7 protein-coding genes and 1 pseudogene are annotated in these 25,796 nt (G+C 42.7%); 7 read left to right on the forward strand and 1 reads right to left on the reverse strand.

What is annotated here, in order from left to right; translation table 11 throughout:
• The first annotated feature begins 13 nt into the window (after positions 1-13).
• The 3 genes from KORDIASMS9_RS23840 (at position 14) to KORDIASMS9_RS11520 (ending at position 4,701) form a co-directional block, all read left to right on the forward strand.
• Positions 14-1,357, forward strand: coding sequence for a transposase (locus tag KORDIASMS9_RS23840; protein ID WP_162819897.1), 1,344 nt, complete (start codon positions 14-16; stop codon positions 1,355-1,357).
• A gap of 90 nt (positions 1,358-1,447) precedes the next feature.
• Complete coding sequence (locus KORDIASMS9_RS23845; protein WP_162819707.1) at positions 1,448-2,800, forward strand: transposase; 1,353 nt, start codon at positions 1,448-1,450, stop codon at positions 2,798-2,800.
• 503 nt (positions 2,801-3,303) lie between these two features.
• Positions 3,304-4,701 (forward strand): transposase, encoded by a 1,398-nt coding sequence (locus KORDIASMS9_RS11520; protein WP_205318057.1) that lies wholly within the window; start codon positions 3,304-3,306, stop codon positions 4,699-4,701.
• 600 nt (positions 4,702-5,301) lie between these two features.
• Here KORDIASMS9_RS11520 and KORDIASMS9_RS11525 read toward each other — a convergent pair.
• Positions 5,302-6,888 (reverse strand): peptide chain release factor 3, encoded by a 1,587-nt coding sequence (locus tag KORDIASMS9_RS11525; protein WP_114902983.1) that lies wholly within the window; start codon positions 6,886-6,888, stop codon positions 5,302-5,304.
• Between the two features lie 682 nt (positions 6,889-7,570).
• Between KORDIASMS9_RS11525 and KORDIASMS9_RS23850 the strand changes: the two genes are divergently transcribed.
• The 4 genes and pseudogenes from KORDIASMS9_RS23850 (at position 7,571) to KORDIASMS9_RS11550 (ending at position 25,690) form a co-directional block, all read left to right on the forward strand.
• A complete protein-coding gene (locus KORDIASMS9_RS23850; protein WP_162819898.1) occupies positions 7,571-16,414 on the forward strand; it encodes a Calx-beta domain-containing protein in 8,844 nt (2,947 codons plus the stop codon).
• A complete protein-coding gene (locus KORDIASMS9_RS11540) occupies positions 16,311-17,798 on the forward strand; it encodes a Calx-beta domain-containing protein (protein WP_240321183.1) in 1,488 nt (495 codons plus the stop codon). Before KORDIASMS9_RS23850 ends, KORDIASMS9_RS11540 begins: the two co-directional genes overlap by 104 nt.
• A pseudogene (locus KORDIASMS9_RS11545) lies at positions 17,743-18,819 on the forward strand (Calx-beta domain-containing protein); the annotation flags it as partial. The gene KORDIASMS9_RS11540 and the pseudogene KORDIASMS9_RS11545, both read left to right, overlap by 56 nt.
• A gap of 58 nt (positions 18,820-18,877) precedes the next feature.
• Positions 18,878-25,690, forward strand: a complete 6,813-nt coding sequence (locus KORDIASMS9_RS11550; protein WP_114902988.1) for a Calx-beta domain-containing protein — start codon at positions 18,878-18,880, stop codon at positions 25,688-25,690.
• Positions 25,691-25,796: the final 106 nt, after the last annotated feature.

The raw sequence follows: 25,796 nt of genomic DNA on the forward strand, positions 1-25,796 counted from the left end.
TTTTTCTCTAGCCATGAAAATACAAAGAATTTCTGATTTACAAACCCGTTTATCTCTTTTTTCGATATCTGAAAATTACACGCTGTTTTATGAGCGTTTTTTGCAAAGTGATTTAGGTAAGATTTATACAGCCATTCCTTGGGACGATTTGGTAGCCACTTTTAATATTAAGGAACACAAACTAGGTAGGAATATGCTTTTCAGTCCTAAAGGTCGTCTAGCTTTAATGTTTTTAAAACATTATGCTTGTTGTAGCGATAAACGTCTTTTAGAACAACTTAACAGTAATGTTGACTATCAGTTTTTTTGTGACATTTCTTTAGGTTTTAATCGGTTGACAAATTCTAAAATCGTGAGTCAAATACGATGTGAGTTAGCGGGCTGTTTGGATATTGAAGTCTTGGAAAAGTGTCTATACGTAAACTGGTCTGGTTATATAGAGAATCCTGATCAAGTCACTGTGGATGCTACTTGTTATGAGAGTGAACTGCGATATCCTACCAATCAAAAGCTACTATGGGAAGCTGTTCATTGGATGTACAATCAACTCCGCAAAAATGCTAAAGTAGTAGGGGTAAAAATGATACGCAGTAAATACTTGAAATGGAAACTACGTTATCATGGCTTTAGCAAGATGCGTCGTAAGTCCAAGTCCAAACGAAAATCACTGACACGGGCACTTTTATTGTTATTAAAGAAGTTTATCGACTTTGAAGCTCACTTACGTAAAAAGTACAACTTGCAAGCAAGTGTACAATACTATCGCAGAGTAGCCACCATCAAAAAAGCCTACCTCCAACAAGAACAGCACTTTAGAACAGGTGAAAAGATTAAAGACCGTATTGTAAGTATTGCAAAAGATTACCTGAGACCTATTGTTAGAGGAAAAGAAATCAAGCCTGTAGAATTTGGAGCAAAAGTCAATAAACTACAGATCGATGGAATTAGTTTTATAGAACACCTAAGTTTTAATGCTTTTAATGAGGGAACACGACTGCAAGCCACCATCTACAAAGCACAACAACTTACCCATAGAAAAACCAAGATTATTGGGGCAGATGCCATATATGCCACTAATAAGAATAGAAAATTTATCACAAAGCATCAGATCAAAACTGACTTTAAAAGAAAAGGGAAGCCGCCTAAAGACTATAAAGAGGAGCAAAAACTTAAGCGCCTAATCACAAAAGAAAGAGCTACACGATTGGAAGGTAGTTTTGGAAAAGAAAAAGAGCATTACCTTCTCAAAAAAATAAAAGCCAAAACAAAGCCCACGGAAACCTTGTGGATATTCTTTGGCATACATACCGCTAATGCTTTAGAAAGGCGCATTCAGAAAATACGTAAAGCCTTTTAAATACTAATATTTCTTTGTAAATTAAAGAAACATAAAACCCCGAAAATGACCGATATGGTTCAAAAACGGGGTTTTCTTTTTTCTCTAGCCATGAAAATACAAAGAATTTCTGATTTACAAACCCGTTTATCTCTTTTTTCGATATCTGAAAATTACACGCTGTTTTATGAGCGTTTTTTGCAAAGTGATTTAGGTAAGATTTATACAGCCATTCCTTGGGACGATTTGGTAGCCACTTTTAATATTAAGGAACACAAACTAGGTAGGAATATGCTTTTCAGTCCTAAAGGTCGTCTAGCTTTAATGTTTTTAAAACATTATGCTTGTTGTAGCGATAAACGTCTTTTAGAACAACTTAACAGTAATGTTGACTATCAGTTTTTTTGTGACATTTCTTTAGGTTTTAATCGGTTGACAAATTCTAAAATCGTGAGTCAAATACGATGTGAGTTAGCGGGCTGTTTGGATATTGAAGTCTTGGAAAAGTGTCTATACGTAAACTGGTCTGGTTATATAGAGAATCCTGATCAAGTCACTGTGGATGCTACTTGTTATGAGAGTGAACTGCGATATCCTACCAATCAAAAGCTACTATGGGAAGCTGTTCATTGGATGTACAATCAACTCCGCAAAAATGCTAAAGTAGTAGGGGTAAAAATGATACGCAGTAAATACTTGAAATGGAAACTACGTTATCATGGCTTTAGCAAGATGCGTCGTAAGTCCAAGTCCAAACGAAAATCACTGACACGGGCACTTTTATTGTTATTAAAGAAGTTTATCGACTTTGAAGCTCACTTACGTAAAAAGTACAACTTGCAAGCAAGTGTACAATACTATCGCAGAGTAGCCACCATCAAAAAAGCCTACCTCCAACAAGAACAGCACTTTAGAACAGGTGAAAAGATTAAAGACCGTATTGTAAGTATTGCAAAAGATTACCTGAGACCTATTGTTAGAGGAAAAGAAATCAAGCCTGTAGAATTTGGAGCAAAAGTCAATAAACTACAGATCGATGGAATTAGTTTTATAGAACACCTAAGTTTTAATGCTTTTAATGAGGGAACACGACTGCAAGCCACCATCTACAAAGCACAACAACTTACCCATAGAAAAACCAAGATTATTGGGGCAGATGCCATATATGCCACTAATAAGAATAGAAAATTTATCACAAAGCATCAGATCAAAACTGACTTTAAAAGAAAAGGGAAGCCGCCTAAAGACTATAAAGAGGAGCAAAAACTTAAGCGCCTAATCACAAAAGAAAGAGCTACACGATTGGAAGGTAGTTTTGGAAAAGAAAAAGAGCATTACCTTCTCAAAAAAATAAAAGCCAAAACAAAGCCCACGGAAACCTTGTGGATATTCTTTGGCATACATACCGCTAATGCTTTAGAAATCGGTAGAAGAATCTGCAAAAACCAACAAATAGCAGCATAAAATTTTAAAATAGCTTACCAAAACTATGGAATAGGTATGTCTTGTCGTTAACAAAATCAACCAAAAAGAACCTAAAAACGATTTAAAATGAAAATCCAAGAAATGAAATAGATCAAATCTTGGATTTTTATGTTTTAGCTAGCTTTAAGTGAGCTATTTTCTGAATGCGCCTAGAAATCGGTAGAAGAATCTGCAAAAACCAACAAATAGCAGCATAAAATTTTAAAATAGCTTACCAAAACTATGGAATAGGTATGTCTTGTCGTTAACAAAATCAACCAAAAAGAACCTAAAAACGATTTAAAATGAAAATCCAAGAAATGAAATAGATCAAATCTTGGATTTTTATGTTTTAGCTAGCTTTAAGTGAGCTATTTTCTGAATGCGCCTATATACAGACTTATTTGTAAAATCTATTAAGAGTTAGGCGCATTCAGAAAATATCTAAAGCCTTGTAAATACTAGTATTTCTTTGTAAATTAAAGAAACATAAAACCCCGAAAATGACCGATATTGTGCAAAAACGGGGTTTTCTTTTTTCTCTAGCTATGAAAATACAAAGAATTAGTGAGTTTCAGCACAAATTTTCCTTTTTATCTTCTGTTGAAAATTTTGATGCATATTATGTTCGATTTTTAGAGAGTGATCTTGGTAAGATTTACACTGCCATTCCTTGGTCTGATTTGGTTAGATACTTTGACCTTAAAGAATCTTCTAAAGGAACTAAAATGTCCTTTAGTCCACAAGGTCGGATTGCGCTGATGTTTTTAAAACATTATGCCTGTTGCAGTGATAAGCGACTTATAGAACAACTCAACAGTAATATTGATTATCAGTTTTTTTGTGATTTACATTTGGGTTTTGACCGTATCACTAATTATAAAATCGTAAGTCAAATACGATGTGAGCTATCTGCTAGCTTAAACATTGATGTATTGCAAAAATGTCTATATGTACACTGGTCTGATTATATTGAGAATCCTAATCAGCTTACCGTAGATGCCACTTGTTACGAGAGTGAACTGCGGTATCCTTCCAACCAAAAGCTACTATGGGAAGCTGTGAACTGGATGTATAAGCAACTCCGTAAAAATGCCAAGGTAGTGGGAGTAAAAATGATACGGAGCAAATACCTGAAATGGAAGCGACGCTATCACAATTTTAGCAAGATGCGTCGCAAGACCAAGTCAAAACGAAAATCACTAACACGTTCACTTTTAGGGTTATTAAAGAAGTTTATCGACTTTGAAGCTGAACTTCGTAGCTATGATCATCTACGAGGCAGTGTACAATACTATCGCAGAGTAGCTACAATCAAAAAAGTTTACTCTCAACAAGAATATCACTTCAGAACAGGTAATAAGATTAAAGACCGTATTGTAAGTATTGCAAAGGACTACTTACGACCTATCGTTCGAGGAAAAGAAATCAAACCCGTAGAGTTCGGAGCCAAAGTTAACAAACTACAAATCGATGGAATTAGCTTTATAGAACACCTAAGTTTTCATGCCTTCAATGAGGGAACGCGACTGCAAGCTACGATCTATAAAGCACAAGATCTTACCCATAGAAAAACCAAGATCATTGGAGCAGATGCTATATATGCCACAAACAAGAATAGAAACTTTGTCACAAAGCACAAGATTAAAACCGACTTCAAAAGAAAAGGAAGGCCTCCTAAAGACTACAAGCAAGAGAAAAAATTAAAGAGCTTAATCACAAAAGAAAGAGCTACGCGATTAGAAGGTAGCTTTGGCAAGGAAAAAGAGTATTATCATCTCAAAAAAATAAAAGCAAAAACAAAGCTTACAGAAACCCTGTGGATATTCTTTGGTATACATACCGCTAATGCCTTAGAAATCGGAAGAAGAATCTACAAAAAGCAACAAATAGCAGCATAAATTTTTAAAATAGTTTACCAAAACTATGGCATAGGTATGTCTTATCGTTAACAAAACTCACTAAAAAGAACATAAAAACAGTCCAAAATAAAAATCCAAGAAATGAAATAGATCAAATCTTGGATTTTTATGTTCTTGTTAGCTTTAAGTGAGCTATTTTCTGAATGCGCCGAGTTAATTTTTGATAAGAAATAGTAATTGACTGACAATTTGAGCAAAGTTGATTGTGAAAAACTAAGCTATAGGTAAAATAAATTGAAACATTTTTGTTAATAGGTATTATTGATGAACAATTAAAATTCGACCTCTATAAATTGTTTTTAAAGCATAAAAAAAAGACGCAAATATATTAGCGTCTTATGTGCGTATGGTGTCTTAAAAAGCTTTAAAATGATTTTAGGTCAGCGCTTTTCGTTAAAAACTACGATTCGTCATCACGAGGAACGTTAGTGACGTGGTGATCTGTTTATCGTAAAGCAAAGTTGTTATTTGAAGCCACAAATTTCTAAGAAATTTTCGTAAGGACGTATCAAAAAACAATAATCTTACTAATATATTAGTAATTCGCTATGAAAGTATCTCAATACTCACTACTAACACCTAAAACTCACTCGTAAAATGAAACTTTATCTTCGGATACTTCTGTTGTGTCATTTGTAAGGAGAACGAAGAATCGGCCAAAAAGACCAATTTATTTTCCTTATCGCGTGCTAAAAACTTCTGTTTTACACGTTTAAAATCTAAAAACTCAGGATCTTTTTCGTCTTCAACTTCTACCCAACATGCTTTATGAACGTTCAAATTTTCATACGAACATTTTGCGCCATATTCATGTTCCAAACGATACTGAATCACTTCATATTGCAGTGCTCCAACGGTTCCAATAATCTGACGTCCGTTCAAATCTAACGTAAACAATTGTGCAACTCCTTCGTCCATCAACTGATTGATCCCTTTTCGTAACTGCTTAGATTTCATCGGATCAGCATTATTGATATATCTAAAATGTTCAGGTGAAAAACTTGGAACACCTTTGTAGTTCAGCTTCTCGCCAGCGGTTAAAGTATCTCCAATTTTAAAATTTCCAGTATCGTGCAAACCGACAATATCACCAGGGAAAGACTCGTCAACAATCTGCTTTTTCTCGGCAAAAAATGCGTTCGGACTAGAAAACTTTAGTTTCTTATCTAATCGTACATGTAAATACGGTGTATTTCGTTTAAAAACTCCGGAAACAATCTTAATAAAAGCCAGTCTATCTCTATGTTTCGGATCCATATTTGCATGAATCTTAAACACAAATCCAGAAAATGTATCTTCATCAGGAGCTACCAAACGTTCTTCTGACATTTTTGGTAGTGGACTGGGCGCAATTTCCACAAAACAATCCAACAATTCGCGCACTCCAAAATTATTCAAAGCAGAACCAAAAAATACAGGTTGCAACTCACTATTCAAATATGCTTCTCGGTTAAATTTTGGATACACTTCATACACTAATTCCAACTCTTCACGCAAGGTTTCTGCGGCAGTTTCGCCAATATAATTTTCCAATTCTGGATTGTTAACATCTTCAAAATGAATGGCTTCTGAAATGGTTTGTTTGTTATCTGCTGCAAATAAATTAATATTCTTTTCCCAAATATTATAAATGCCTTTAAAATCATAACCCATCCCAATAGGAAAGCTCAAAGGCGTCACGCGCAATCCTAATTTTTGCTCCACTTCATCTAGCAAATCAAAGGCGTCTTTTCCTTCTCTATCCAACTTATTAATAAAAACGATGATAGGAATCTTACGCATGCGACATACTTCCACCAACTTTTCAGTTTGTTCCTCCACACCTTTGGCAACATCTATGACCACAATTACACTGTCAACAGCACTCAACGTACGGAAGGTGTCTTCGGCAAAATCCTTGTGTCCAGGCGTATCTAAAATGTTGATTTTCTTGTTCTTATAAATAAATGCAAGTACAGAAGTTGCTACAGAAATTCCACGCTGACGTTCAATTTCCATAAAGTCACTCGTAGCACCTTTTTTAATCTTATTATTTTTTACAGCACCTGCTTCTTGAATCGCTCCTCCAAACAAAAGTAGCTTTTCAGTAAGTGTCGTTTTCCCGGCATCGGGATGCGAAATAATACCAAAAGTTCTTCGTTTATCTATTTCTTGTTGTATGCTCATTTGACGTATTTAAATAGGACGCAAAAATATCATTTTTAAATCAAAAAAAAGCAGAAAATCTAATACATATTTTATGTGAAAACTCACTGTTTATTACTAAAAATGAAGTATTTCTGTTAAAAAAATGGCGAAGTCGTTTTAACGAAAAAACTCGTATTTCAACGAAAAAACAAATCCTTTCATAAGTATCACTGCGTATATGTTATATCAGTCAATATATTTGTTAAAATATGTTAAGGGGTTTTACAGCCTAAATAATCCCTTAACTGCCTTAAACGTACTCGAATGACCAACATTACTATGAATGTACTGTTGAGAAAAAAAATCTCAATTAGTATATTTACTGTTTTATGTACAATTAAAATTACTTCTTATGTATTTGTGTCTTACCTATTCAAGTCAAGAGCACAAACCTCGAGTGCGCAACAAAAAAACAAATTCAAAGTACAAAATATAAAGTGGTTTTCAACAATTCGTTCCATAGAACGAATTGTTTACCAGTTCATAACTAGCGATATAAATATCACAAAAAATCAAAGCGAATTTTTACAACATCAAGATGCAAATAAATGGGCAGTATTGCCTGTTTGTACTGCTACCGATGTGAATAAGCGTTTTACGAAATAAACATATAAAATTACTAGAACGTCCAATAATTTGGATGTTCCTTAATTTCAATTACATGGAAAAAAAGATACTATTTGTTTTAACTTTATTATTGAGTTTTACAAGCGTTACTAAGGTAAACGCACAGCAACCAGTAGATAGTTGGACGATAACGACCGCGGCAGCAACAGATCAAGATAATTACGTAGCTGGCGGAAACAATCATCAATATGGTCAAGGAGATGAAGTCACGTTAACATCTGTTACATACAACAGTACTGTATACACTATTCCTTTTTCAAGTAGGTTTTACAGGTTTCAACGCGATGACATTGCTTCCAATGCCAATGGAGTGGCTGTAATAGGGAATAAGGCAAGTATATTTTATGAGCGAACCGGTGCATCAAACTTCATTTACGGTCCAAGTTTGCCTGGAACACCAGGAAATATTGATTTAGAAACTATTTTAGAAGAATCAATCATCAACAGAGGTGCTTTAGATGTATTCAAAAACACAGGATCAAACAGTGGAGATGAAGGTCCGTCAAATATAGAGCGTGTAGATGTTATATACCCTTCATTAACTATTAACAATGCACCAGATTTAGCATTAAATGGTTTCTTAGCATCAGAAAAAAATGGAAACAATACATACAAAGTAGCGGCAATCTTATCGGTTGATGGTTCAGGAAACCCAACTTCTTTTGGAAATTTGCAGACAATAAACACAGCTTCCTACGGTGAGCCAACTATCGACTCTTTCAATCCTGCTCGTAGTTATGCGTTTATAGAAGATTCTAATAGCGATAACGAACCTATAAGAGTAGGAGGAAGCTCTGAACGCATGGGAATCTCTCTAATTACATTCGCAGACTTAGGAGTTGCAGCAGGACAAACCATATACGGAGTATCCTTTTTTGGAGACGATGTTTTTGATACAGATAACTTATTAGACGTAACAACATTTCCAAACAATACAAGTACTGGAGCAGACATTCACGGTGGATTAGGGGCTGTAGTTACCGCAACTGGATTCGATCCGGCAGATGATGATGGAGATGGCGTGTCTAACACAAATGATATCTGTAACGGTTATGACGATATGGCGGATAATGATGCTGATGGTGTGCCAGATGGTTGTGACGAAGATGATGACAATGACGGAATCCTAGATACACAAGAACTTTGTGGAACCAATCCAATTCCACTAAATGCAGATTCAGTAGTACGAATTGAAATTGACCTGGATGATTTCCCTACCGAAGTAGGATGGTCTTTGTCTTTAGGTGGAAATGTCTTAGCAAGTCAAACAGCAGGAGCCTATACAGTGGCTAATGTTACGGTTTCTGAAGACATTACAGTAACAGAAAATGGAAACTACTTCTTTTCCATAACAGATACTTTTGGAGATGGTATTCAAGGAAATTCATATAGAATTTTAGTAGATGGTTCAATTCAGATTAATCGTACGTACGGGACACTAGGAGCGCCAGGAGGTACTTTTCCCTCACAATCAGATAACTTTTTAGTAAATACCATCATTACAAACCCATTTAGTTGTTTGTCAGATGATCCTAGTGGTGATGAAGATGGAGACGGAACAATCAACTATCAAGATCCAGATTTTTGCGCCTTAAACTTTACAGGAGTTTGTGCTAGTTTAGATACCAATAACGATGGAATTATAGATTCTTTTGATACGGACGCCGATGGTGATGGCTGTGCCGATACTTTAGAAGCAGGACACACAGACGGCGACGGTGATGAAATACTCGGAACTTCTCCAGTAACAGTAAATACCTCAAATGGTAGAGTTACTGGACAAGGCGGATATACAGGAACCACCATTGCAGTAACAAATGCAGGAAACACAGCAGCTTGTAACTTCTGTACATTAGATACAGCTTCTGTCTCTTCTATATTTTGTAACGATAATGGAACACCATTTGACGATACAGATGATACATTTACATTCTACATGAGTCCTACTGGGAACTTTGTAGGATCTTCTTACAGTCTTTCAGGAGGAATTACTCAAGCAAATGTCTCGTATGATATTCCAGTACAATTTGGACCATTCCCAATCTCAGGCGGAAACATTGTATTTACAGTTACAGATGATACGGATGGTACTTGCCAATTAGTAGACGTAACGGTAGCGCCACCAGCAACATGTTCGTCCACTTCTTCTGTGGATACAGATTCAGACGGAGTTACAGACAATGTTGATATTGACAACGATAACGACGGAATAATAGATGATATTGAAAATGTATGTGCTTCAAGAGATTTAACTACTGGTTCGTGGACTGGAAGCAATCCTTTCACCAATACAGCAGGAACAAATACAATTACTTTTGGAAGTACCATGCCAGCAGGAGGTGTAATTAATTATACGCCAAACGGAACCATGACTACAGATTCGTTCTTTTCTGATGCAGCAGTCGAAGGTACCACCTCTTTAGAACTTGCAGTTACCTGGGATGATACCGCGGAACCGCTAGAAGCACCATCTAATGATAGAGTCGTAGGGACGGTAACAATAACATACGCAAACCCTACGTATAACCCAATAATACATATCGATCGATTAGGAGGAAACACGCAAGTGCTCTCTAACGATTATATTTCCAATACATCGCTATGGACGTTGCAAAATGCAAATCTATCCATGGCGAAAATCTCTGGAAATACACAATTTATAGTAAATTCAAAACAATTTTACCGTGATCCGAGTCGAAACTTAGGACCAGCATCTGCAATAGTACTCTCAGGAGATGCAGATCTTGCAGGTGGACTTGGTACCGCAGCGGGTAGTATTCAAATATATGGTACAGTTACAACGCTAACATTCCAAGTAACGGGAGAAGGCTTAGATGGAAATGGTACAGATGTACTTGAATTTTCATTTGATTCCTGTGCAGTTGTAGATACTGATGGCGATTCTACACCAGATTACTTGGATACAGAAAGTGATGGTGATGGATGTTTTGACGCACTTGAAGGTTCAGACAATCTAGCAGCCAATACAGTAGATGGAAGTGGCGCATTAACAGGTCCAGTAAACACTTCAACAGGAGTCCCAAACAATGTAAACACAACCACAGGACAAACCATAGGAAGCTCGCAAAACGCTTCAGTAACAGCTGGGCAATGTGATGATGATGGTGATGGTGTTGTAAACGATAACGACCAGTGTAATGGATATGATGATACTGCCGATAATGATGGAGACTTAGTGCCAGATGGTTGTGACTTAGATGATGACAATGATGGTATTTTAGATGTGGATGAAAGTGATTGCTCGCCAACTCCAACAGCAATCAATACACCAGGCTATGCTTTAGGTACAGATTTTTCAGCTTCTTCATTACCAGACATAGCAGAATATAACGGAACAGATATAGATTTATCATACGTATTGCAAGGAACAGCAACTTGGAATAGTGGTGTGCAAATACTAAACAATGGATCAATAAATCCTGATGGAGACTATGTAAATCTTCAGCCAAATAATACCAATTTCCAAAATGGCGATGTGGGAGTCTATACAATGGATTTCAATCGCTCAGGAGTAACTTCCTCAGTAACCAACTTATCTTTTAGAATAGGAGGAATGGATAATGGTGACATAGTGCAATTTCAAGCGTTTAATGATGGAGAAGAAATTCCTATTACACAATCAAATATTGCAAACATAAATATTCTACCAGGAAACTATTTCACTATAGGAAATAATGCTGTTAGAAGCCAAAATACAGGTGCAAATGCACCTGATAATGCAGTTGAATTTGCAATCAACTCACCTGTTGATCAAGTAGTAATGACTATTGGAAAAAATGGTGCAAATGCTTCAAATATTACGCTTCAAATTTTTAACATTGCTTATTGTATTGATAGAAACTCAGATGCGGATGGAATACCAGATGCTTTCGATACAGATAGTGACGGTGATGGCTGTGCAGATGCAATAGAAGGCGCTGGAACATTCACTGCAGCTAATCTTGTAAATCCTGGAACGGATGATAGTTTAGGTGATAATGTGGATGCAAACGGAATTCCTCAAGTAAGTGGATCGTCAGCACAACAAGCTACAACTACTGCTGTTACAGATAGCGGAGATACAACTGCATGTGTGCAACCTGCAATCAGCATCGGAGATGTAACCGTCACAGAAGGCACCGATGCTACGGCGAGTGTACCGGTAAGTATCGATACACCAAGTGGTGTAGATACCGTAGTAAGTATCACTACGGTAGATAACAGTGCGACCGATCCATCAGATTATACTACCATAACAGTCACGGCAACCATTCCAGCGGGACAAACCACTGTGAATGTAAGTGTACCCATTGCAGATGATGTTATTGGGGAACCAACCGAGGACTTTACGGTCAATGGAACTGTGACTAGTGGTAACACTAGCAACACCAATCCAAGTGGTACGGTCACCATCTTAGATGATGATACCCCAGCGGTCACCATCGGAGATGTCACGGTAACCGAAGGAACAGATGCTAATGCCACAGTACCAGTAAGTATCAACAATCCAAGCAGTACCGATGTAGTGGTAAGTATCACTACGGTAGACAACAGCGCGGCAGATCCAGCGGATTATACCACAACCACAGTGACGGCAACCATTCCAGCAGGACAGACCAGTGTTGATATTACCATTCCAATTATAGATGACACTATTGGGGAACCGACAGAGGACTTTGCAGTACAAGGAACAGTAACTAGCGGGAACGCTACAGATCCAGCAGCTGGTACGGTCACCATCTTAGATGATGATACCCCAGCGGTTACCATCGGAGATGTAACCGTTACAGAAGGCACAGATGCTAATGCCACAGTACCAGTAAGTATCAACAATCCAAGCAGTACCGATGTAGTGGTAAGTATCACCACGGTAGACAACAGCGCGGCAGATCCAGCGGATTATACCACAACCACGGTGACGGCAACCATCCCAGCAGGACAGACCAGTGTTGATATCACCATTCCAATTATAGATGACACTATTGGAGAGCCTACAGAGGACTTCGGCGTACAAGGAACGGTAACTAGCGGCAACGCTACAGACCCAGCAGCTGGTACGGTCACCATCTTAGATGATGATACCCCAGCGGTTACCATCGGAGATGTAACAGTGACTGAAGGAACGGATGCTAATGCCACAGTACCAGTAAGTATCAACAATCCAAGCAGTACCGATGTGGTGGTAAGTATCACTACAGTAGACAACAGCGCGGCAGATCCAGCGGATTATACCACAACCACAGTGACGGCAACGATCCCAGCAGGACAGACCAGTGTTGATATTACCATTCCAATTATAGATGACACTATTGGAGAGCCTACAGAAGACTTTACCGTACAAGGAACAGTAACTAGCGGCAACGCTAGTGATCCAGCAGCTGGCACGGTCACGATCTTAGATGATGATACCCCAGCGGTCACCATCGGCGATGTGAGCGTGACTGAAGGCACAGATATGAGTGCCACAGTACCAGTAAGTATCAACAATCCAAGCAGTACCGATGTAGTGGTAAGTATCACTACAGTAGATAACAGCGCAAGCGATCCAGCGGATTATACCACAACGACAGTGACGGCAACGATCCCAGCAGGACAGACCAGTGTTGATATTACCATTCCAATTATAGATGACACTATTGGAGAGCCGACAGAAGACTTTACCGTACAAGGAACGGTAACTAGCGGCAACGCTACAGATCCAGCAGCTGGTACGGTCACCATCTTAGATGATGATACCCCAGCGGTCACCATCGGAGATGTAACAGTAACCGAAGGAACGGATGCTAGTGCCACAGTACCAGTAAGTATCAACAATCCAAGCAGTACCGATGTGGTGGTAAGTATCACCACGGTAGACAACAGCGCGGCAGATCCAGCGGATTATACCACAACGACAGTGACGGCAACGATTCCAGCAGGACAGACCAGTGTTGATATCACCATTCCAATTATAGATGACACTATTGGAGAACCGACAGAGGACTTTACCGTACAAGGAACAGTAACTAGCGGGAACGCTACAGACCCAGCAGCTGGTACCGTTACGATCTTAGATGATGATACCCCAGCGGTCACCATCGGAGATGTGACAGTGACTGAAGGAACAGATGCTAATGCCACGGTACCAGTGAGTATCAACAATCCAAGCAGTACCGATGTAGTGGTAAGTATCACTACAGTAGACAACAGCGCGGCAGATCCAGCGGATTATACCACAACGACAGTGACGGCAACCATTCCAGCAGGACAGACCAGTGTTGATATCACCATTCCAATTATAGATGACACTATTGGAGAGCCGACAGAGGACTTCGGCGTACAAGGAACAGTAACTAGCGGCAACGCTACAGACCCAGCAGCTGGTACCGTTACGATCTTAGATGATGATACCCCAGCGGTCACCATCGGAGATGTGAGCGTTACAGAAGGAACAGATGCTAATGCCACGGTACCAGTGAGTATCAACAATCCAAGCAGTACCGATGTAGTGGTAAGTATCACCACGGTAGACAACAGCGCGGCAGATCCAGCGGATTATACCACAACCACAGTGACGGCAACCATCCCAGCAGGACAGACCAGTGTTGATATCACCATTCCAATTATAGATGACACTATTGGGGAACCGACAGAGGACTTCGGCGTACAAGGAACGGTAACTAGCGGGAACGCTAGTGATCCAGCAGCTGGCACGGTCACCATCTTAGATGATGATACCCCAGCGGTCACCATCGGAGATGTAACAGTAACCGAAGGAACGGATGCTAGTGCCACAGTACCAGTAAGTATCAACAATCCAAGCAGTACCGATGTGGTGGTAAGTATCACCACGGTAGACAACAGCGCGGCAGATCCAGCGGATTATACCACCACCACAGTGACGGCAACGATTCCAGCAGGACAGACTTCTGTTGATATCACCATTCCAATTATAGATGACACTATTGGAGAACCGACAGAGGACTTTGCAGTACAAGGAACGGTAACTAGCGGCAACGCTAGTGATCCAGCAGCTGGCACGGTCACGATCTTAGATGATGATACCCCAGCGGTCACCATCGGCGATGTGAGCGTGACTGAAGGCACAGATATGAGTGCCACAGTACCAGTAAGTATCAACAATCCAAGCAGTACCGATGTAGTGGTAAGTATCACTACAGTAGATAACAGCGCAAGCGATCCAGCGGATTATACCACAACGACAGTGACGGCAACGATCCCAGCAGGACAGACCAGTGTTGATATCACCATTCCAATTATAGATGACACTATTGGGGAACCGACAGAGGACTTTGCAGTACAAGGAACAGTAACTAGCGGGAACGCTACAGACCCAGCAGCTGGTACCGTTACGATCTTAGATGATGATACCCCAGCGGTCACCATCGGAGATGTGAGCGTGACTGAAGGCACAGATATGAGTGCCACAGTACCAGTGAGTATCAACAATCCAAGCAGTACCGATGTAGTGGTAAGTATCACCACGGTAGACAACAGCGCGGCAGATCCAGCGGATTATACCACCACCACAGTGACGGCAACCATTCCAGCAGGACAGACCAGTGTTGATGTTACCATTCCAATTATAGATGACACTATTGGAGAACCAACAGAGGACTTTGCAGTACAAGGAACAGTAACTAGCGGGAACGCTACAGACCCAGCAGCTGGTACCGTTACGATCTTAGATGATGATACCCCAGCGGTCACCATCGGAGATGTGACAGTGACTGAAGGAACAGATGCTAATGCCACGGTACCAGTGAGTATCAACAATCCAAGCAGTACCGATGTAGTGGTAAGTATCACCACGGTAGACAACAGCGCGGCAGATCCAGCGGATTATACCACCACCACAGTGACGGCAACCATTCCAGCAGGACAGACCAGTGTTGATATCACCATTCCAATTATAGATGACACTATTGGAGAACCAACAGAGGACTTTGCAGTACAAGGAACAGTAACTAGCGGGAACGCTACAGACCCAGCCGATGGTACGGTCACCATCTTAGATGATGATACCCCAGCGGTCACCATCGGAGATGTGACAGTGACTGAAGGCACAGATATGAGTGCCACAGTACCAGTAAGTATCAACAATCCAAGCAGTACCGATGTAGTGGTAAGTATCACTACAGTAGACAACAGCGCGGCAGATCCAGCGGATTATACCACAACGACAGTGACGGCAACGATTCCAGCAGGACAGACCAGTGTTGATATCACCATTCCAATTATAGATGACACTATTGGGGAACCGACAGAGGACTTCGGCGTACAAGGAACAGTAACTAGCGGGAACGCTACAGACCCAGCAGCTGGTACCGTTACGATCTTAGATGATGATACCCCAGCGGTCACCATCGGAGATGTGACAGTGACTGAAGGAACAGATGCTAATGCCACGGTACCAGTGAGTATCAACAATCCAAGCAGTACCGATGTAGTGGTAAGTATCACCACGGTAGACAACAGCGCGGCAGATCCAGCGGATTATACCACAACCACGGTTACGGCAACCATCCCAGCAGGACAGACTTCTGTTGATGTCACCATTCCAATTATAGATGACACTATTGGAGAACCGACAGAGGACTTTACCGTACAAGGAACGGTAACTAGCGGGAACGCTACAGATCCAGCAGCTGGTACCGTTACGATCTTAGATGATGATACCCCAGCGGTCACCATCGGAGATGTGACAGTGACTGAAGGAACAGATGCTAAGTGCCACAGTACCAGTAAGTATCAACAATCCAAGCAGTACCGATGTGGTGGTAAGTATCACCACGGTAGACAACAGCGCGGCAGATCCAGCGGATTATACCACCACCACAGTGACGGCAACGATTCCAGCAGGACAGACTTCTGTTGATGTCACCATTCCAATTATAGATGACACTATTGGAGAGCCGACAGAGGACTTTACCGTACAAGGAACGGTAACAAGCGGCAACGCTAGTGATCCAGCAGCTGGTACGGTCACCATCTTAGATGATGATACCCCAGCGGTCACCATCGGAGATGTGACAGTGACTGAAGGAACAGACGCTAATGCCACAGTACCAGTAAGTATCAACAATCCAAGCAGTACCGATGTAGTGGTAAGTATCACTACAGTAGACAACAGCGCGGCAGATCCAGCGGATTATACCACAACGACAGTGACGGCAACCATTCCAGCAGGACAGACTTCTGTTGATATCACCATTCCAATTATAGATGACACTATTGGAGAGCCGACAGAGGACTTTGCCATACAAGGAACAGTAACAAGCGGCAACGCTAGTGATCCAGCAGCTGGTACGGTCACCATCTTAGATGATGATACCCCAGCGGTCACCATCGGAGATGTGACAGTGACTGAAGGAACAGATATGAGTGCCACAGTACCAGTAAGTATCAACAATCCAAGCAGTACCGATGTAGTGGTAAGTATCACCACGGTAGACAACAGCGCGGCAGATCCAGCGGATTATACCACAACGACAGTGACGGCAACCATTCCAGCAGGACAGACCAGTGTTGATATCACCATTCCAATTATAGATGACACTATTGGAGAGCCGACAGAAGACTTCGCCGTACAAGGAACAGTAACTAGCGGGAACGCTACAGACCCAGCCGATGGTACCGTTACGATCTTAGATGATGATACCCCAGCGGTCACCATCGGAGATGTGACAGTGACTGAAGGAACAGATGCTAATGCCACGGTACCAGTGAGTATCAACAATCCAAGCAGTACCGATGTAGTGGTAAGTATCACTACAGTAGACAACAGCGCGGCAGATCCAGCGGATTATACCACAACGACAGTGACGGCAACCATTCCAGCAGGACAGACTTCTGTTGATATCACCATTCCAATTATAGATGACACTATTGGAGAACCAACAGAGGACTTTGCCGTACAAGGAACAGTAACTAGCGGGAACGCTACAGACCCAGCAGCTGGTACCGTTACGATCTTAGATGATGATACCCCAGCGGTCACCATCGGAGATGTGACAGTGACTGAAGGAACAGATGCTAATGCCACAGTACCAGTGAGTATCAACAATCCAAGCAGTACCGATGTAGTGGTAAGTATCACCACGGTAGACAACAGCGCGGCAGATCCAGCGGATTATACCACAACCACAGTGACGGCAACCATTCCAGCAGGACAGACCAGTGTTGATATCACCATTCCAATTATAGATGACACTATTGGGGAACCGACAGAGGACTTTGCAGTACAAGGAACAGGTAACTAGCGGCAACGCTACAGATCCAGCAGCTGGTACGGTCACCATCTTAGATGATGATACCCCAGCGGTCACCATCGGAGATGTGACAGTGACTGAAGGAACAGATGCTAGTGCCACGGTACCAGTAAGTATCAACAATCCAAGCAGTACCGATGTAGTGGTAAGTATCACCACGGTAGACAACAGCGCGGCAGATCCAGCGGATTATACCACAACCACAGTGACGGCAACCATTCCAGCAGGACAGACCAGTGTTGATATCACCATTCCAATTATAGATGACACTATTGGAGAACCGACAGAGGACTTCGGCGTACAAGGAACGGTAACTAGCGGGAACGCTACAGATCCAGCAGCTGGTACGGTCACCATCTTAGATGATGATACCCCAGCGGTCACCATCGGAGATGTAACAGTGACTGAAGGAACGGATGCTAATGCCACAGTACCAGTAAGTATCAACAATCCAAGCAGTACCGATGTGGTGGTAAGTATCACTACAGTAGACAACAGCGCGGCAGATCCAGCGGATTATACCACAACCACAGTGACGGCAACCATCCCAGCAGGACAGACCAGTGTTGATATCACCATTCCAATTATAGATGACACTATTGGAGAACCGACAGAGGACTTTGCAGTACAAGGAACAGTAACTAGCGGGAACGCTACAGATCCAGCAGCTGGTACGGTCACCATCTTAGATGATGATACCCCAGCGGTCACCATCGGAGATGTAACAGTGACTGAAGGAACAGATGCTAGTGCCACAGTACCAGTAAGTATCAACAATCCAAGCAGTACCGATGTAGTGGTAAGTATCACTACAGTAGACAACAGCGCGGCAGATCCAGCGGATTATACCACAACCACAGTGACGGCAACGATTCCAGCAGGACAGACCAGTGTTGATATCACCATTCCAATTATAGATGACACTATTGGAGAGCCGACAGAGGACTTTACCGTACAAGGAACGGTAACTAGCGGCAACGCTACAGATCCAGCAGCTGGTACGGTCACCATCTTAGATGATGATACCCCAGCGGTCACCATCGGAGATGTGACAGTGACTGAAGGAACAGATGCTGAGTGCCACAGTACCAGTAAGTATCAACAATCCAAGCAGTACCGATGTAGTGGTAAGTATCACTACAGTAGACAACAGCGCGGCAGATCCAGCGGATTATACCACAACCACAGTGACGGCAACGATTCCAGCAGGACAGACCAGTGTTGATATCACCATTCCAATTATAGATGACACTATTGGGGAACCGACAGAGGACTTTGCAGTACAAGGAACAGTAACTAGCGGCAACGCTACAGATCCAGCAGCTGGTACGGTCACGATCTTAGATGATGATACCCCAGCGGTCACCATCGGAGATGTGACAGTGACTGAAGGAACAGATATGAGTGCCACAGTACCAGTAAGTATCAACAATCCAAGCAGTACCGATGTGGTGGTAAGTATCACTACAGTAGACAACAGCGCGGCAGATCCAGCGGATTATACCACAACCACGGTGACGGCAACCATTCCAGCAGGACAGACCAGTGTTGATATCACCATTCCAATTATAGATGACACTATTGGGGAACCGACAGAGGACTTTGCAGTACAAGGAACAGTAACTAGCGGGAACGCTACAGATCCAGCAGCTGGTACGGTCACCATCTTAGATGATGATACCCCAGCGGTCACCATCGGAGATGTGACAGTGACTGAAGGAACAGATGCTAATGCCACAGTACCAGTAAGTATCAACAATCCAAGCAGTACCGATGTAGTGGTAAGTATCACTACAGTAGACAACAGCGCGGCAGATCCAGCGGATTATACCACAACCACGGTGACGGCAACCATCCCAGCAGGACAGACCAGTGTTGATATCACCATTCCAATTATAGATGACACTATTGGAGAGCCGACAGAAGACTTTACCGTACAAGGAACAGTAACTAGCGGGAACGCTACAGATCCAGCAGCTGGTACGGTCACCATCTTAGATGATGATACCCCAGCGGTCACCATCGGAGATGTGACAGTGACAGAAGGAACAGATGCTAATGCCACAGTACCAGTAAGTATCAACAATCCAAGCAGTACCGATGTAGTGGTAAGTATCACTACAGTAGACAACAGCGCGGCAGATCCAGCGGATTATACCACAACGACAGTGACGGCAACGATTCCAGCAGGACAGACCAGTGTTGATATCACCATTCCAATTATAGATGACACTATTGGAGAGCCGACAGAAGACTTTACCGTACAAGGAACAGTAACTAGCGGGAACGCTACAGACCCAGCAGCTGGTACGGTTACCATCTTAGATGATGATACCCCAGCGGTCACCATCGGAGATGTGAGCGTTACAGAAGGAACAGACGCTAATGCCACAGTACCAGTAAGTATCAACAATCCAAGCAGTACCGATGTAGTGGTAAGTATCACTACAGTAGACAACAGCGCGGCAGATCCAGCGGATTATACCACCACCACAGTGACGGCAACGATTCCAGCAGGACAGACCAGTGTTGATATCACCATTCCAATTATAGATGACACTATTGGGGAACCGACAGAGGACTTCGGCGTACAAGGAACGGTAACTAGCGGCAACGCTAGTGATCCAGCAGCTGGCACGGTCACCATCTTAGATGATGATACCCCAGCGGTCACCATCGGAGATGTGACAGTGACTGAAGGCACAGATGCTAATGCCACAGTACCAGTAAGTATCAACAATCCAAGCAGTACCGATGTAGTGGTAAGTATCACTACGGTAGACAACAGCGCGGCAGATCCAGCGGATTATACCACAACCACGGTGACGGCAACGATTCCAGCAGGACAGACCAGTGTTGATATCACCATTCCAATTATAGATGACACTATTGGAGAGCCTACAGAGGACTTTGCAGTACAAGGAACGGTAACTAGCGGCAACGCTACAGACCCAGCAGCTGGTACGGTCACCATCTTAGATGATGATACCCCAGCGGTTACCATCGGAGATGTGACCGTTACAGAAGGAACAGATATGAGTGCCACAGTACCAGTAAGTATCAACAATCCAAGCAGTACCGATGTAGTGGTAAGTATCACTACAGTAGACAACAGCGCGGCAGATCCAGCGGATTATACCACGACCACGGTGACGGCAACCATCCCAGCAGGACAGACCAGTGTTGATATCACCATTCCAATTATAGATGACAATGTTAATGAACCAACGGAAGACTTCAGTGTAGATGGCACGGTAACAAGCGGGAACACTTCAAACACAGATCCAAGTGGAACGGTAACGATTTTAGATGATGATAATTTACCAACTGTAGTAATCGGGGACGTGGTAGTAGATGAAGGAGATGGAGATGCAATTGTACCTGTAAGTATAGATGTACCGAGTAGTGTAGATACGGTAATAAGTATCACTACTACAACGGGAACAGCAGGAACAGCTGATTATACGACCACAACGGTAACGGTAACGATCCCAGCAGGACAAACGACAGTAAATGTGTCAATTCCAATTACGGATGACCTAATAGATGAAGTAGATGAAAACTTTACAGTAGATGGAACGGTAACAAGTGGTAGCACTACCAACACAGATCCAAGTGGAACAGTAACAATTTTAGATAATGATATTTGTACATCTGATCCAAATACAGACTGTGACGGAGACGGAGTAACCAACGGAGACGAGTTAAATCCACCAGATGGCGAAACACCAACAGATCCAAATGATCCATGTGACTTTGTAGACGGAGATCAAAGTGTAGCAGTAGGCGGTGATTATTTAGCAGCAGACTGTGACGGCGATGGAGTAACTAATGGAGATGAATTAAATCCACCAGACGGCGAAACACCAACCGATCCAAACGATCCTTGTGACTTTGTAGACGGAGATCAAACAGTTGCAGTAGCAGGAGATTATCTTGCAGCAGACTGTGACGGAGACGGAGTAACCAACGGAGACGAATTAAATCCACCAGATGGAGAAACACCAACAGATCCAAACGATCCATGTGACTTTGTAGATGGCGATCAGAGTGTAGCAGTAAGCGGTGATTATTTAGCAGCAGACTGTGACGGAGACGGAGTAACCAATGGAGACGAGTTGAATCCACCAGACGGCGAAACACCAACCGATCCAAACGATCCTTGTGACTTTGTAGACGGAGATCAAACAGTTGCAGTAGCAGGAGATTATCTTGCAGCAGACTGTGATGGCGATGGAGTAACCAACGGAGACGAATTAAATCCACCAGATGGCGAAACACCAACCGATCCAAACGATCCATGTGACTTTGTAGATGGCGATCAGAGTGTAGCAGTAAGCGGTGATTATTTAGCAGCAGACTGTGACGGAGATGGAGTAACCAACGGAGACGAGTTAAATCCACCAGATGGCGAAACACCAACCGATCCAAATGATCCATGTGACTTTGTAGACGGAGATCAGAGTGTAGCAGTAGCAGGAGATTATCTTGCAGCAGACTGTGATGGTGATGGAGTAACCAACGGAGACGAATTAAATCCACCAGATGGCGAAACACCAACCGATCCAAACGATCCTTGTGACTTTGTAGACGGCGACCAAAGCGTAGCAGTAGGCGGCGATTACCTTGCAGCAGACTGTGACGGCGATGGAGTAACCAATGGAGACGAGTTAAATCCACCAGACGGTGAAACACCAACGAATCCAAATGATCCTTGTGACTTTGTAGATAGCGATGTAACAGTAGCAGTAAGCGGCGACTATTTAGCAGCAGACTGTGACGGAGACGGAGTAACCAACGGAGACGAGTTAAATCCGCCAGATGGCGAAACACCAACAGATCCAAATGATCCTTGTGACTTTGTAGATGGTGATCAGAGTGTAGCAGTAAGCGGCGATTACCTTGCAGCAGACTGTGACGGCGATGGAGTCACCAACGGAGATGAATTAAATCCACCAGATGGCGAAACACCAACAGATCCAAATGATCCATGTGACTTTGTAGATGGAGATCAAAGCGTAGCGGTAAGCGGCGACTATTTAGCAGCCGATTGTGACGGCGATGGAGTAACCAACGGAGATGAATTAAATCCACCAGATGGAGAAACACCAACAGATCCAAACGATCCATGTGACTTTGTAGACGGAGATCAAACAGTTGCAGTAGCAGGAGATTATCTTGCAGCAGATTGTGATGGAGATGGAGTAACCAACGGAGACGAATTAAATCCACCAGATGGAGAAACACCAACAGATCCAAATGATCCATGTGACTTTGTAGACGGAGATCAAACAGTTGCAGTAGCAGGCGATTATCTTGCAGCAGACTGTGATGGCGATGGAGTAACCAATGGAGACGAATTAAATCCACCAGACGGCGAAACACCAACCGATCCAAACGATCCATGTGACTTTGTAGATGGTGATCAGAGCGTAGCGGTAAGCGGTGATTATTTAGCAGCAGACTGTGACGGCGATGGAGTAACCAATGGAGACGAATTGAATCCACCAGATGGCGAAACACCAACCGATCCAAACGATCCATGTGACTTTGTAGATGGTGATCAAAGTGTAGCAGTAAGCGGTGATTATTTAGCAGCAGACTGTGACGGTGATGGAGTAACCAACGGAGACGAGTTGAATCCACCAGATGGCGAAACACCAACCGATCCAAACGATCCATGTGACTTTGTAGATGGTGATCAAAGTGTAGCAGTAAGCGGTGATTATTTAGCAGCAGACTGTGACGGTGATGGAGTAACTAACGGAGACGAATTAAATCCACCAGATGGTGAAACACCAACCGATCCAAACGATCCATGTGATTTCGTAGACGGAGATCAAAGTGTAGCAGTAAGCGGTGCTTACTTAGCAGCAGACTGTGACGGCGATGGAGTAACCAACGGAGATGAATTAAATCCACCAGATGGAGAAACACCAACGAATCCAAACGATCCATGTGATTTCGTAGATGGCGATCAAACAGTAGCAGTAGCAGGAGATTATCTTGCAGCAGACTGTGACGGAGACGGAGTAACCAATGGAGACGAGTTGAATCCACCAGATGGCGAAACACCAACAGATCCAAACGATCCATGTGATTTCGTAGATAGCGACGTAACAGTAGCAGTAAGCGGTGATTATTTAGCAGCAGACTGTGACGGTGATGGAGTAACCAATGGAGATGAATTAAATCCACCAGACGGCGAAACACCAACCGATCCAAATGATCCATGTGATTTTGTAGATAGCGATGTAACAGTAGCAGTAAGCGGCGACTATTTAGCAGCAGACTGTGACGGAGACGGAGTAACCAACGGAGATGAATTAAATCCACCAGATGGAGAAACACCAACCGATCCAAACGATCCATGTGATTTTGTAGACGGCGATCAAACAGTAGCAGTTGCAGGCGATTATCTTGCAGCAGACTGTGACGGCGATGGAGTAACCAATGGAGACGAATTAAATCCACCAGACGGCGAAACACCAACCGATCCAAACGATCCATGTGACTTTGTAGACGGAGATCAAACAGTTGCAGTAGCAGGAGATTATCTTGCAGCAGATTGTGACGGAGACGGAGTAACCAATGGAGACGAGTTAAATCCACCAGATGGAGAAACACCAACCGATCCAAACGATCCATGTGATTTCGTAGATAGCGATGTAACAGTAGCAGTAAGCGGTGCTTACTTAGCAGCAGACTGTGACGGAGATGGAGTTACCAACGGAGACGAGTTGAATCCACCAGATGGCGAAACACCAACCGATCCAAACGATCCATGTGATTTCATAGATAGCGACGTAACAGTAGCAGTAGGCGGCGATTATTTAGCAGCAGATTGTGACGGAGACGGAGTAACTAATGGAGACGAGTTGAATCCGCCAGACGGAGAAACACCAACCGATCCAAACGATCCATGTGATTTTGTAGATAGCGATGTAACAGTAGCAGTAAGCGGCGACTATTTAGCAGCAGACTGTGACGGTGATGGAGTAACCAATGGAGACGAGTTGAATCCACCAGATGGCGAAACACCAACAGATCCAAATGATCCTTGTGACTTTGTAGATGGTGATCAGAGTGTAGCAGTAAGCGGTGATTATTTAGCAGCAGACTGTGACGGCGACGGAGTAACCAACGGAGACGAGTTAAATCCACCAGATGGTGAAACACCAACCGATCCAAACGATCCATGTGATTTCGTAGATGGCGATCAAAGTGTAGCAGTAGGCGGTGATTATTTAGCAGCAGACTGTGACGGTGATGGAGTAACCAACGGAGATGAATTAAATCCACCAGACGGCGATACACCAACCGATCCAAATGATCCTTGTGACTTTGTAGACGGAGATCAAAGCGTAGCAGTAGCAGGAGATTATCTTGCAGCAGATTGTGACGGAGACGGAGTAACCAACGGAGACGAATTAAATCCACCAGATGGCGAAACACCAACAGATCCAAACGATCCATGTGATTTCGTAGACGGAGATCAAAGCGTAGCAGTAAGCGGTGATTATTTAGCAGCAGACTGTGATGGCGATGGAGTAACCAACGGAGATGAATTAAATCCACCAGATGGTGAAACACCAACTGATCCAACCGATCCTTGTGATTCAAATATGGATGATATTACCGTTACACCTTCTGGCCCTTACTTAGCAGCAGACTGTGATGGAGACGGAGTAACGAACGGAGACGAGTTGAATCCGCCAGACGGGGAAGCTCCAACCGATCCAACTGATCCTTGTGATTCAAATATGGGTGACATTACTGTGACACCTTCTGGAGATTATCTAGCAGCGGATTGTGATGGAGACGGAGTAACGAATGGAGACGAGTTGAATCGCAGACGGAGGAACACCAACCGATCCGACTGATCCATGTGACTTAAATGTAAATGACATATCTTTAGTACAGAGTACAGAATGGTTAGCAGATGACTGTGATGGCGATGGTATACCAAATGATGTAGAAGGTACAGAA

This window comes from Kordia sp. SMS9 (genome assembly GCF_003352465.1).
In the GTDB taxonomy this organism is placed as follows: domain Bacteria; phylum Bacteroidota; class Bacteroidia; order Flavobacteriales; family Flavobacteriaceae; genus Kordia.